This is a genomic window from Marinobacter sp. S6332 (assembly GCF_023016045.1).
GTDB lineage: Bacteria > Pseudomonadota > Gammaproteobacteria > Pseudomonadales > Oleiphilaceae > Marinobacter.
Genome location: NZ_JALKAP010000005.1, coordinates 1 through 12785 on the forward strand (window position 1 = coordinate 1; position 12785 = coordinate 12785).

A 12785-nucleotide genomic window follows, 5' to 3' on the forward strand; every position below is an offset into this window, starting at 1 on the left:
TCAGATTGCTGACAAACCCCGGTTTTTTCCGGGGTTTGTTGCGTTTGGGCGTTTTAAATTCAGCTGGCGACGGGTCTAGTCCAGTATTCCTGATGAAATTGCCAATCGGCCAGATAAGCCAATTTCCGGCCCCATTTCGGAATTTGGCTCTGCAAGCCAGGTACTCCAAGGGATTTGAGCCATAAAAGACGCGCGAGGATCTGCGCGATCTTCTTCATATTCTGGGCAGCGGCGGCCAACAGGCACTGTTCACGCACCTTCGAGAGCCCTCGCAGGCGAGCGTAACGATGGCCATGCAACTGTTTGGCATCGGCGAACGACCGCTCCACGGTTTCCTGTCGTCGTTTGTAGAGCGCCTTGCCCCACGGGGTTAACCGGTAACTATCCGTTCGGTCTTTGCTGTCCTGCCAGACATGCCGGGTAAGTACTTTGACGTGGTTAGCGCTGCGCGTGCATTGGCTTAACTGTGGGCAGTTTCTGCAGTGAGCCGGATTGGACTTGTACTCACGGTAGCCCAGTCGATTGGTCGTGGCGTAGATCAGTTGCTGACCTTGCGGGCAGCAATACGTATTCGTTTCAGCGTCATAGGTGAAGGCCCGCTTTGGGAGATAACCCTTGGGCTTGTTTGGTCGCCGGTAACCCATGACCCCATAGATGCCCCGGTCTTTCAGGCCCTTGCAGATACCTGCCATGTAGTAACCCGCATCCAGGCCCACACCCCAGACATCGAAGCCAAATCGTTCACATTGTCGATCGAGCCGATCGAGGTAGGGGCGGCTGTCATGGAGGTTGGCCGGTGTGGCGTAGCTGTCGGTGATGATGGCGTTGCGGCCATCGACGGTGCGGTGATCCAGGTAGAAGAAGCCCTTGGGCTTGCCTTCCCGAACCATATAGCCACTGTCCGGATCGGTACGGCTGATCTTGATGTCTTTGGTCTTGGCTGGCTGCTCGGACAGCTTCGTTTTCAAGGGCTTTTTACCCTGGGTTTTGCGATCGCCTTCGATGGCATCTTCCAGACTGTCCAGGTAGGCCGCCACTTTCGCCTCCGCCTGCTTCAGATCGTACTTGTTCTTGTTGGCGTTGGCCTTGAGGTGCGTGCTGTCGGTGTACAACACTTCGCCGCCTACGAGGCCATAGCCCATGGCCTGGAGCACGATCTCATCAAAGATGTCCTGATAGATGGTGCTATCTTGGAACCGCCGCCGGCGGTTCTGGCTAAGAGTAGAGGCATCCGGAATCTTGTCAGTCAGGTTAAAACGCAAGAACCAACGATACGCCACGTTAACCTGTATCTCCCTCACCAGCTGACGCTCACTTCGAATACCGAACAGATAGCCGAGAAACAGTATTTTGAACAGCACCACGGGATCGAGTGCCAGCCGGCCATTGTTCGAGCAGTACAAATGCCGAACCCGATCGCGAATAAATTCGAAATCGATGTACTGATCAATGTTGCGAAGAAGGTGGTTGTCGGGGACTAGCGATTCGAGACTGACCATCTCGAGTTCGTGTTGTTGCGGGGACGGCTCTTTGAGCATGGGGCAGCCTCTGAAAAGTCGATACCCCAATTACAACAAACCCCCGCCGAAATGGCGAGGGTTTGTCAGCAGTCTGATGCCCCTCCTTGGAGGGGCATTTTCTTATGCAAGCCTGAATGTTTCGTGTTAAAAACTTAGGGTTGCAGATAACCAGAAGTTTCGAGCTTTTGCCTTCATGTTGTAATCATCAATATAGTTTGCGATATAGGTAGCTCCGCCATCATCCGTGGTGTATACGGTTTCGTAACTGGTGAAATCTTCGTCCAACAGGTTGTTTATACGACCACTTAGGGTCAAATACGAACTAACCTGATAACTCGCCCCAAGATGCAAGACGGTGTAGTCCTTGTAGAACTCCGGGTAATCAATCGAGCTATCCCAACCTCTTGGTGTACTGGTATTGCGCTTGGATCGGAGCTCTGCCGTTAGGTACGTGCTAAAAGCCGGAGTCACCTGCCAATCGAGCGTCGCGTTTGCCATGTGCTTTGCTGTTCCGCTAAGTGGGTCGCCTTTGTTAGCGCCGCTTTTAATTTCTGCGTCGGTATAGGTGTAGTTGCCTCGGATAGAGAGTGAGCTGATAATCCAGTATCGGCCCGCCAGTTCAAGCCCGTTGATCTCAGCTTTATCAATATTCACCTTTTGGCTAAATTCATAGCCATCGCCCAGTAATTGGTTCCATTCAGGTGCTAGATTTACACAGTTGCCGGAGCTGGCATCTGCGTCATCGCAATGTAGTATGGCTCCGCCACTTTCTATCTTATCTTTGAATTGGTTAGAGAACACGGTGGCGTTGAAGTTATGGCCATCTGGGTGGGTATAGTAAATGGCAATTTCGGAGTTCACACTTTTTTCAGGTGTGAGGCTTGGAGTGCCCACAAAAGGGCTAGTGCCTTGCCCGCCAAAACCGGTGATACCTTCAAACAGGTCGCTCGCTTTGGGTGCTTTGTAACCAGTGCTTACCCCGCCTTTCAGCGTCCATTCAGGTGTGATATCCCAATTCCCGTAAAGACGGGGGCTCGTGTTGCCGCCAAAAATATTATGGTGGTCATGGCGAACACCACCAGTCAATGAAACGGTGCGGGTAATTTCCCAATTATCTTCGGCAAAAACGGCCCATTGCCGGTGGGGTTGAGTCTTGCCTGCACTGAAACCGCTGCCGGTCATTCCAAACGTGCCGTCTTCCATCTCGGCATCAATGTATTGGCCGCCGTATACAAGCAGGTGATCTCCTATCAGAGAGTCGAATTTTAAATCCAGCGTAGTTTGGCGGGTTTCCAAAACTCGTTTGGGCCGCGGCAGGAATGTATCTGAAATCTCCTGATCTGTTGCACCGTTCTCTATGAGTTGATCGTACTCCAACCGTTCTAGGGCGGTGAGTGGTAAAGTTCGCCCGTCATTTGTGGTCTCAATGTAGTGCAGTGATATATCACTATTGGTATCGCCCCAGACACCTTGATGTCGAATAGAAGCTTGTTCGCGATTAAATTCTTGGTCTAGGGCATATCCGGCACGGGGCAAGCGATTCACGCTGTCGGTAGTGCCAAGAGGGTTATTGCCATCTTCAGGATTGTTATCGTAGGTTTGGCTGGACGTCTCGAAGTCTAGGATTAGGTCTTGCCCATCTGCAATGCGAATGTCTGCGCGCGCGCCCAAGTTAGTGTTCTCATTATCTACGGTGCGGCCGCCGCTGCCATAGCCCAATTCCCGTGGTACCTCGTTTCCGTTTGGATCCACCCCGGGCGCATATTGCGGGTGTGATGCATCGCGGTTATACAGGCTGCCCCGCAATCTAAGGCCAAGACGATCCTTAATCAGTGGTCCAGCTATCGCAAACTCAGTTGTATCATCATTGCCAAAATCGCTGTTGCTTTCGAGAGTTTGGCTGTGCGAAAGAGAGCCCGTCCATTTGTCGCCGATTTTCTTGGTGATAATGTTGATAACACCACCGAGCGCGTCTGCACCGTACAGGGTGGATGCTGGCCCCCGAATAATTTCAATCCGTTCGATCATTTCTTTGGGAGGTATGTGGTTGAACTGGTTGCCACCAAAGTTGTTTGGGTAGATGTCTCCCACGTTGTTCTGGCGTTTGCCGTCGATAAGAATCAGGGTGTAGTCCGCACCCATACCTCGAATACTAATACCGCCTTGTCCGGTTTTGTCCGTTGTTTCTCCAATATCGACTCCTTCAACTCCTCGTACCGCATCAAGCAAAGTTACGTAGGGTTTTTTGTCGAGCTCCCCCTTCGTGATAACAGTAATTGAAGCTGGTGCATCGGTTACTTTTTGCTCGATACCTGAGGCGCTAACCACTATGGGCGCCAATTCGGTGGGGCTTTGAGCAGCGGCCTGACTTGAAAGTACTGATACTGCTATTGCCAACGACGTTGGAGAGAAATTTTTCACGAGAGTAGAGCCCTTTGCAAAGTATTGATCTTATGGCGTTTCTAGTTAGGTGGGAGCGCAATATATGTAAAATCCACGATAAGCGCAATGGCAATTATTCTCAAATGGGTATGTAAATTAAACGTAAATGGTAATTGAGGGCTAATGAGAACTGACATAATCTCCGCCTGAAATATTCATGAAGTGCCGCCTGAGAGCCTCGTTTTTAACATGAGCAAGATTGCTAGTGCCTTACCCAAAAGCACCCCTAACAACGATGAAAATGGCCTTCGGGCTTGGAAAAGAGGCCGTTATTTGAAGCTCTGCTTACAGTGGCACTGGATCAGTTCAGCGCTGGCAGTGTTCGGCATGATGTTGTTTTCGGTTACGGGCATAACTCTCAATCACGCAGGCCAGATTGCCTCGATTCCGGAGGTGACCCTGATTGAAGATCGTGTTCCCGAGCAATTGGTACAGCAGCTCATCAGTTGGGAAAGTAAAGAGAGCGGACAAACGCCAAAGGTTTTAAGCGCGTGGCTCAAGGAGAAGCACGGAATCGCAATCACTAGAGGTGCGCTGGAGTGGTCAGAATACGAACTTTATGCATCCAGCCCCAGGCCAGGCGGCGATGCTTGGCTGAGCGTGGATTTTGAAACCGGCGACCTAATATACGAGGCAACCGACAGAGGCTGGATTGCCTGGATGAATGACCTGCATAAAGGGCGTAATACAGGGGCTGCATGGGTGTGGTTTATCGATCTATTTGCGGTCATTTGTATAGTTTTCTGCGTGACCGGGTTTTGTGTTTTGTGGATACATTCCCGAGAACGGGCGGAAATTTGGCCGGTTGTAGGGGCGGGCGTACTTGTGCCGGTATTACTGGCCGTTTTGTTTGTGCACTAAGGAACAATTATGAAGTTATTAAGGAGCTTTCCATCGCTAGTGTTAGTGCTTGGTTCCGCTTGCGTTGTGGCGGAAGAGTTGGTGTTAGATGTGGAAATTCCGGCGCTCAATGTAGCTGAATACCATAAGCCCTACGTAGCGATATGGATTGAGAACAGCAAAGGGCAGCATCAGCGAAATCTCGCGCTTTGGTACGACCATGACATGCGCGATGACGAGGGGAGCAAGTGGCTCAAAGATCTGCGGCTATGGTGGCGGAGAAGTGGGCGACAGCTGAGCATGCCGGTAGATGGGCTTAGCGGGGCCACAAGGCCCGCAGGCACCTACGAACTGACTTTTAGTAACAAATCTCAAGCTATCCATGGCTTGCCTGCAGGCGAATACCAACTAGTTGTGGAAGCGGCGCGAGAAGTTGGCGGTCGGGAGCTTCTTAAACTGCCATTTCAGTGGCCCGCTGAATCAAGCATTGAAACCTCGCAGCAGGGCAGCAATGAGCTTGGCCGCGTAAAACTGACAGTCCAACCCTGAGCATTTTGGAGACATTTAGTGAACATTAAAAAGTTAACGACACTGGCATTGATAGCGGCAAGTATGGGGGTGGCTTCTGAGGCTTCTGCACATCGAGCCTGGATGTTACCTTCAGCCACGGTGCTATCGGGTGATACAGCTTGGGTAACCATGGATGGCGCAATTTCAAACAGTCTTTTCTACTTCGAACATCACCCCTTGGGCCTTGAACACTTAGAGATTCTAGATCCCCAAGGGGAGCCATTGGAGGCGCAGAACAAGGCATCTGGAAAGTACCGTTCGGTATTTGATGCGCAACTCACCAGAGATGGTACCTATACATTCGAAATTCGCACCAACGGCCTTTTTGGTGCATACAAACATAAGGGTAAAAACGTTCGGTGGCGGGGTAGTGTCGATGAAATGGGAGAGATCCCAGCTGAAGCTGAGGACTTGCGTTTGTTTGAGATCGATAGGCTCATGCAGGTTTTCGTTACCAAAGGGGCTCCAACAACCCGCAACTTTGAAGCCGAAGGTGTTGGCTTAGAACTGATTCCCGTTACCCACCCCAATGACTTGTTTGTTGGCGAAACATCAGAATTTCAGTTTCTGGTAGACGGTGACCCTGCTGTAGATCTCAGTGTAGTCGTTATTCGCGGTGGCATTCGCTACCGTGATCAAGTTGATGAAATACAGCTCCAAACTGATGCGCAGGGCCGCATCTTTGTAGAATGGGAAGAGCCGGGCATGTACTGGCTCGAAGCTGAATTGGAGCAGTCAGGCAAGCTGCTTGATAATGCAAAAAGACGCATGAGCTACAATGCAACGCTTGAGGTGTTGCCATTGTGAAATCGTGGGTAAAACCGATTGTCGCAGTGCTGTGTGGCGGTGTGGTTTGGGTCGTGTTTAGCGATGGAGTGGCGGCTGATCGTAAATTTGTCGCCGCTGCTATGATGGTTGGTTATGCCCTTGTTTTGCTGCGGTTCCATAAAAAAACCGCTTTAAAACAGTGTCGCGATACTGCGAGAGAGTCAGACTACCTCGTGGCTTATGCGACCGAGACAGGCACTGCTCGTCAGTTTGCTAAGCAGACATGCAAGTTGATTCAGAAAGAAGGAATGCGCGCGTCGTTGATTGAGCTCAATGAGCTGGCGTCAGCTCAGGTGCCTGCTCGCGCTTTGCTGGTTGTTGCCAGCACCACAGGAAATGGCGAAGCGCCGAGAACAGCGGGCGCTTGGCAGGAGGTTAGCCGCGCTCTGCAAGGCTTTGCCTCCTGCTCGTATGCAGTGCTTGCATTAGGCGACCGTAGCTACCCACGCTTTTGCTGTTTCGGTATTGAGGTTGCTTCAGACCTAAGACAGATTGGGGCCATCCCGCTTTTCGAGCCGGTGCTGGTGCATCAGGGCGACCCCGCTTCTGTGAAATACTGGTTCAGCCAGCTTGCCCAAAGCGTTGTTCCAACCAAGCATTGATATCACCGGATTCGTACATCCACTGTTCGCTGCCATCATCGTTCATGATTCGTAAGCAAGGCACCTTTACATTACCGCCACCTTGTTCTAACTCGGCTCGGTGGGTCGGGTTATGCTGAGCATCGCGCTTCTCGATATTCAGGTTAAGTCGCGCAATTTGCTTCCGTACTTTGACGCAGAACGGGCAGGTTTTGAATTGGTATAGAGCTAAGTGCTTGCAGGCAGCATCGACTTGCTTTTGCTCTTCCGCGCTGCGTTGTAGCGGCTTTCCTCCCCCAAGCTTTTCGCTTAAGAGTACAAAGGGCGTCAAAATGAGACGTAACGTCCGGAAAAAATAACGGATTACCACACGCATTGAATAAACCTTTAATTTGGTACATGACTATTTGCTATGCGAACTTCGGTGGGCAGTATAAAGCAAAACCGGTATGGTTCGGGTACTCGGTCTGGATACGTCAGTTTTTTAAGGGGTAAAAATGAAGTCAATTTCCCTATGGGATCTGCCCACGCGACTCTTTCATTGGCTTTTGGTGCTGGCGGTTACTGGTTCTTTGGTAACAGTTAGTCTTGGTGGCACTTGGATGCTCTGGCATGAACGTTTTGGCCTTGCCATCGTGGGTTTGATCAGTTTTCGATTGGTTTGGGGGATCGTTGGCTCTACCTACGCGCGTTTTTTGCAGTTTATTCCAGGCCCCTTTGCCATCTCGGCGTATTTGAAAGGTGAGTGGCAAGGCTTAGGCCACAATCCCTTAGGCGCGCTGTCAGTGCTGGCTATGCTGGGGTTGTTGGGCTTTCAAGCGGTCACGGGGCTGTTTGCGACAGACGCCATCGCATTTAATGGACCTCTCTACCGGGCCGTGTCGTCTGGCTGGAATGAGACGATTACCTCTTGGCATAAATTAACCGAATGGTTTATCTATGGCTTGATTGTCTTACATGTCGCAAGTGTGCTTTTTTACACGTTGGTTAAGAAAGACAACCTGATTGCTCCTATGATTAGCGGGCGTAAAAGGGTGGGCGGAGCAGAGAATAAGGAGCGAGCCGGTGGTGGCCTCTTAGCTTTTATTGTTGCTTTGGCAGTCGCCGCGTTTGCGGTATGGGTAGCGAGTGGAGGCCTACTGTCGCCCCCTCCGCCACCGCCCCCTGATTTGGGTTGGTAAGCGGCGGCGATCGGGAGCCTTCGGGAGCTAAGGTTTACTCGGCACGGAACTCATCGTGGCAAGCCTTGCAAGATTTTCCTACTTCACTGAATTGTGCGGCGAGGGCGCTCTTGCCGCCGCCATTCGCGGCAACTTCCTGAAGCTTGGTTGCCGCTTGGGCGAAGCCGATGGCAACTTCACGGGCTTTTTCAGGCTTATCAAAAAACACGGGTAATAGCTTTGTGTTGTCATTTTTGTCGTTGGCAGTACCGGGGCCAAACAGACTGCCTAAACCAGAGTTTGCTACTGAGGCAATGGCGTTTGCTGCGGCAAGCATTTGCTGCTCGTTGTAAGCAACACTGCCATCAATTGCCTGAGCCTTGATCTTGCCCATGTTCCAAGCGGCAAACGTGAATGCGCTCTGGCGGGTTTCAATTTGATCTTCCACATCCAGTTGTGCCATAGCGGGAGCTGCGACGGCAGCGCTCAGTGCCAAAGCCATAAAAAATCCAGATTTACGCATGCTTCTTATTCCTCTCTCGTCTATTAAAATAACCATAGCTATACAGCTAAGCTGATGATTTCACAAATAGCCGTGGGTTTACATCGAAAACCTGTAAATATCGAGTAAACCCAGCGAGGTGAGAAAGAGCAGGAATGTGAAACATTGCAATATAAGTGCGCGTGGACTGAATTTGTCTGTAACGTTGTGTAAAGTTGACGATAGTTAATAAATGCTCAGGCTAACGACTCGGATTTTTGCTTCTAAAACTCAGATTCTTAGCCTGAATGCCAGAGGTTGAGCCCGTTTCAAATGGGCTACACAGAGTAGGTTTCAAATGAGTTCCACCATGAAGAATAGTTTGATCAAGTCAGTTTTGGCCGGTGCGTTTTCACTTAGCATTGCAGCCCCGGTAGCAGCTGTTCCCGTTACTTTTTTTGATACGATTACGGCTGGGCAAGCTCAGTTTGACAGCGCGGTCACCGGCGCAGGGGCTTCAGTAAACAGCTTTACACTATCCGGCATCGACTATGTTGCTCGTAACTCATGGAGCTTCGCGGATTTCACTATCAGCAAGACTGATGGATCCAACTCCGGTATTTTCTCGCCAGAAACGGATGGTTCGACCGGGCAGATGATTGGCATCAGCCCGAAAGACGCTGTTGAAGAATCAGGAATCACATTTACGTTTAACAGTGCCATTAATGCTTTGGGCTTTGAGGTTGGTGACTGGGGTACCTGTTGCTATGGATCAAGCTTGTTTCTTGCTTTCGGCGAAGACAGTGCTCAAAAAGTCGGCACAGCCAACAGTTATAGTGATAACCCGGCTATTGCAGCAGGATTTGGCAGTGATAATGATGCATTTTTCGTTGGCGCGATTAACGACACAGATACGTTCTCAAGCGTTACCTTTTACGGCGACGGTCTTGGGGAGTTTCTAACCGCTGGCGGCACAATCAAGTATGCCACTGTGGGTCTGGATTCGGTGAACGTACCAGAGCCTGCAAGCATTGCATTGTTGGGCTTGGGGCTTGTTGGGTTGAGTTTCTCACGCCGTTACAGCAGAAAGCGGAAGTAGGCTTTTATAATCAAACACGTCACTTGGTTATAAAAGCCTCTTAACTTTTCTGTTTCAGGAGTTTCAACCACCTAGCCAGAGGTTGCAATTGCGAGCTTGACTGAATGTTTGGCCATCCGTCTTTTCCGTGAACGGCCCGGTATTTTCTGCAGGCGCTTGCAACGATTGATATCCCTGATTCACAAAGGTCAGCCAAGCAGGCAGAGTGCCATCACTTGGAGTGGGGTCACCTGTTCTGGCAAACGACGCCCAGTAGCGCACCATGGTATCTGCAAGCGTCGCCGAATCCTCAGAAAACTCGTTATCAAGAGCCGCGTATGATGCGAATACATAGGGGATTTCGGTGGCATGTGCTGCGCCTAGCTCAGGCTGAGCAGTTGCGAATAATGGTGAAGGTAATGGAGCGTTCCGATCTGTAAACTCATAAGCGTACACTGGAACATGCTGCGCAGCTGAAGCGATGTTACCAAAGCCCGGACAGGCGAAGATGGCGTCAGTGCCCACTGCAGAGACAGCAGCGTCGGCATTCTCGTATTCACTCAATGGGTAAAGGTCGACAACCGCATCAGCGTTAGCTTCAGTGACCGAGCCGTAGCGGCGGATCAACTCTTGCCGGTATGCAGAAGAGCTGCCTGCAAGCAGCTGTTCAAGAGGAGCGCGGCCACTCACGAGTTGTTCAGCCGCAACAAATAACCGCCACTCATCACGGTTAGAGCCTTCAAGTACCTGATCTGCCGTAAACTGACCACTTGCCAAAGCGGCTGCGACATTTTGCTCAAGGATCCCTGACCGCTGCACAATTGCGGTACTGAACTCAGGATCTCCGGCTTGCAAGCTAAGGATTTGCTCAAGCGTTAAATTGCGCAGGCACTCCGCAGCTTCTGACGATGAATCTTCGGCGCAAACACCGGCCATAAAGCTAGCACCGCGTTGCTCTGCTACGGTAGGCGTTTCTTGAATGAAGGATGGGCCACTCTGAACAATAACACGTTGGAACAGTCCATCCGTTCGGTCATGGGCCGCCATTAACCCCTTGATGCTAAAGCCGCCCGCAGACTCACCTACTAGCGTTATGTTGTTGGGGTTGCCGCCAAACTCCTCAACGTTAGCCTGAAGCCACTCAAGTGCTTTTATCTGATCCATCAACCCATAATTTCCTGAACCTTTATCCGCCGTTTGAGACGTTGCAGTTAGGGCCGGGTGGGCTAAATAGCCCAGCAACCCGAGTCGATAATTCAGGGCGACTACGATAACGCCCTCTCGTACTAGCCTGTCAGGCATCCCGCTAGACTGAAAGCCAGCACCTGTTTCCAGGCTGCCACCATGAATCCAAACGACCACTGGGTAGTTATCTCCCTCAGAGGGTGCATAGATATTTAGGTTCAAGCAGTCCTCGGAGGTTGTCGAGCCTGGGTTCGAACTTTGTATTGCGAAAGGAGATTGGGCTGGGGTTTGAGGGCATGCATCGCCAAATTCTGTTGCTTGCAGCACAGTTGTTCTAGGCTCTAGATTCTGAGGCTCGCGAAAACGATTAGCTCCCGCAGTCGACTGGGCAAAAGGAATACCGAGCCATTGCTTTATTTCTCCACCGTTATTGTCGCTCACAAGTTGACCTGTGACTGTGCCTTCAGAGGTTGTAACTTTGGTCGGGTCGCTTGAACTTGAAGATGAGTCGTTGCATGCAGATAGAGAAATAACTAAAACCGATAATGGCAGAAGGCGTAATGCCCTCGGCATTTGAGGTAGGCAAAAACGCATAGAGCAATCTCCAAATTATTCATTTTTGTTTTTAGTCAAGCCGAGAGCCTCACCGGCTTATTGATTTACAGCGTACAGTTGTGCGCTAAGACTCTTAACGAAGAGTAACTTGTGTCTTAGAAATGTCAAAGAAGAATGAAAAATACAGATATTTTGGTTGCAGCCAGCGGATGAGCTTAAGACTTTTTAGGCGTATGCAGACAATAGAATAGGCTGGGGAAAAGCGATGATATTGCGATGGCTAGAGACAATATTGAGATCATTACGAAGGGATCGCTGCAAAATATTTGAACCACTGAAAAGTGGTAGGACCACCCAGATTCGAACTGGGGACCTCTACCATGTCAAGGTAGCGCTCTAACCAACTGAGCTATGGTCCTGCGATCTGCAACGGGGACGAAATATACTGACTCCCGTGTTTTTGGTCAACCTCTTTTATCCAGTTTGTCTTTTTCTCAGCCATGCTCTTAGAGCTTTGCTGAGAGCGCTCCAGCGGTTAACGATGAGGGCTGTGAAGATTAACCCGCACCCAGCCAACTGCATGGGCGCCATGGTTTCGCCGAACCATCCTGCTGCAAACAACGAGACCCACACCGGTTCGAGTACCAAAATCACCGCACCGTGGCTGTGGGTAGATAAGCTTTGGGCATAAGTTTGCACGAGAAAACGCCCGGCTGTACCCACGATCGCACTGGCGAGAATCCACCAGATCAGAAGTGGCGGCGGATTGCTAAAGGTTGGCTGCCAAGGCTCCATAACCAGTGACTCAGCCATAGTGACTAGCCCAACGGTTAGCAGGGCGATGGCTGTTAGGGGCAGGGCGGGGATGCGATGCTTTTCAAGGGTTTCGCCTTTGCGGTTGGTAACCGTACGCTGATTCGCCGCACGCGTATTAAGGGTGAAATACAGAGCAAAAATAGTTGCTGCAACTACAAAAAATAGTTGGCCAGGCTCTGGCTTAAAACCGTTTTGAAGGGATAGCAGGGCCAGCCCAGCTATGGCTACAGGAATAGCCAGCCAAGTGCTCGCAGGTTGCGCCTCTTTAAAAATCAGGCGCGCAACAATGGGCACGATTACTACTCCAAGGCTTGTTAAAAAAGCTCCTTCACCCATGCTGGCGCTATGAAAGAGCCCCATCACCCAGAAGCTCATGGCGATACCGAATACCAACCCAACGCCTACACCACGTTTTAGTTGATCTGCGCTAAGGCGTGATAACGGCCGCCAAGCGATTACAGCGAGAAACCCACCGGCGATTAGAAACCGCAACGCCATAAAGAGCAGGGGTGGCATCAACAAAATAGCTTCTTTGGAGAATATCCAGCTTATTGCGGCAAGCAGAGTTACAGCGACTAAAAGAAAGTCGGACTTATGAGCATCAAACATTGGCAAGGAGCTTCAGCAGAAGTGAAAAAAACACGGCGACTGCACAATGTATAGTTAGCGAACTAAAAAAGGAAGGCTGGCTCGTCCGTGAGCTCGTAATTGCGTCAAATTGGTATGAGA

12 protein-coding genes and 1 tRNA gene are annotated in these 12785 nt (G+C 50.6%); 6 read left to right on the forward strand and 7 right to left on the reverse strand.

What is annotated here, in order from left to right:
- Positions 1 to 59: 59 nt before the first annotated feature.
- Both MWU62_RS08585 and MWU62_RS08590 read right to left on the reverse strand, forming a co-directional pair.
- Entirely contained in the window at positions 60 to 1538 is a 1479-nt protein-coding gene (locus MWU62_RS08585) for an IS1182 family transposase (protein ID WP_247113316.1), read from the reverse strand.
- 126 nt (positions 1539 to 1664) lie between these two features.
- On the reverse strand, positions 1665 to 3941 hold the full coding sequence (locus MWU62_RS08590) for a TonB-dependent receptor (RefSeq protein ID WP_247114467.1): 2277 nt from the start codon (positions 3939 to 3941) through the stop codon (positions 1665 to 1667).
- A gap of 210 nt (positions 3942 to 4151) precedes the next feature.
- On the opposite strand from MWU62_RS08590, the gene MWU62_RS08595 reads away from it, so the two are divergent.
- The 4 genes from MWU62_RS08595 to MWU62_RS08610 are packed head-to-tail and all read left to right on the forward strand — an operon-like array spanning position 4152 to position 6802.
- On the forward strand, positions 4152 to 4823 hold the full coding sequence (locus tag MWU62_RS08595; protein ID WP_247114468.1) for a PepSY-associated TM helix domain-containing protein: 672 nt from the start codon (positions 4152 to 4154) through the stop codon (positions 4821 to 4823).
- Positions 4824 to 4832: 9 nt separating this feature from the next.
- Complete coding sequence (locus MWU62_RS08600) at positions 4833 to 5351, forward strand: DUF2271 domain-containing protein (protein ID WP_247114469.1); 519 nt, start codon at positions 4833 to 4835, stop codon at positions 5349 to 5351.
- 18 nt (positions 5352 to 5369) lie between these two features.
- Positions 5370 to 6179, forward strand: a complete 810-nt coding sequence (locus tag MWU62_RS08605) for a DUF4198 domain-containing protein (protein WP_247114470.1) — start codon at positions 5370 to 5372, stop codon at positions 6177 to 6179.
- Positions 6176 to 6802 (forward strand): flavodoxin family protein, encoded by a 627-nt coding sequence (locus tag MWU62_RS08610; RefSeq protein WP_247114471.1) that lies wholly within the window; start codon positions 6176 to 6178, stop codon positions 6800 to 6802. Before MWU62_RS08605 ends, MWU62_RS08610 begins: the two co-directional genes overlap by 4 nt.
- On the opposite strand, the gene MWU62_RS08615 is transcribed toward MWU62_RS08610, so the two are convergent.
- On the reverse strand, positions 6762 to 7157 hold the full coding sequence (locus MWU62_RS08615; RefSeq protein ID WP_247114472.1) for a glutaredoxin domain-containing protein: 396 nt from the start codon (positions 7155 to 7157) through the stop codon (positions 6762 to 6764). The two genes, MWU62_RS08610 and MWU62_RS08615, sit on opposite strands and share 41 nt — an antisense overlap.
- A gap of 121 nt (positions 7158 to 7278) precedes the next feature.
- On the opposite strand from MWU62_RS08615, the gene MWU62_RS08620 reads away from it, so the two are divergent.
- Positions 7279 to 7962, forward strand: coding sequence for a cytochrome b/b6 domain-containing protein (locus MWU62_RS08620; protein WP_247114473.1), 684 nt, complete (start codon positions 7279 to 7281; stop codon positions 7960 to 7962).
- Positions 7963 to 7996: 34 nt separating this feature from the next.
- On the opposite strand, the gene MWU62_RS08625 is transcribed toward MWU62_RS08620, so the two are convergent.
- Positions 7997 to 8464 (reverse strand): cytochrome c, encoded by a 468-nt coding sequence (locus MWU62_RS08625; protein WP_247114474.1) that lies wholly within the window; start codon positions 8462 to 8464, stop codon positions 7997 to 7999.
- A 328-nt stretch (positions 8465 to 8792) separates the two neighbouring features.
- Between MWU62_RS08625 and MWU62_RS08630 the strand changes: the two genes are divergently transcribed.
- The gene (locus tag MWU62_RS08630) at positions 8793 to 9521 is read left to right on the forward strand and encodes a PEP-CTERM sorting domain-containing protein (protein WP_247114475.1); all 729 of its coding nucleotides are present in this window, start codon (positions 8793 to 8795) and stop codon (positions 9519 to 9521) included.
- A 63-nt stretch (positions 9522 to 9584) separates the two neighbouring features.
- Here MWU62_RS08630 and MWU62_RS08635 read toward each other — a convergent pair whose 3' ends face one another.
- The 3 genes from MWU62_RS08635 to MWU62_RS08645 form a co-directional block, all read right to left on the reverse strand.
- Positions 9585 to 11279 carry a carboxylesterase family protein gene (locus MWU62_RS08635; RefSeq protein ID WP_348645636.1) on the reverse strand — a complete coding sequence of 565 codons (1695 nt, stop codon included), beginning with the start codon at positions 11277 to 11279 and terminating at the stop codon, positions 9585 to 9587.
- 303 nt (positions 11280 to 11582) lie between these two features.
- Positions 11583 to 11659, reverse strand: a tRNA-Val gene (locus MWU62_RS08640).
- Positions 11660 to 11714: 55 nt separating this feature from the next.
- Positions 11715 to 12665, reverse strand: coding sequence for a DMT family transporter (locus MWU62_RS08645; RefSeq protein ID WP_247114476.1), 951 nt, complete (start codon positions 12663 to 12665; stop codon positions 11715 to 11717).
- Positions 12666 to 12785: the final 120 nt, after the last annotated feature.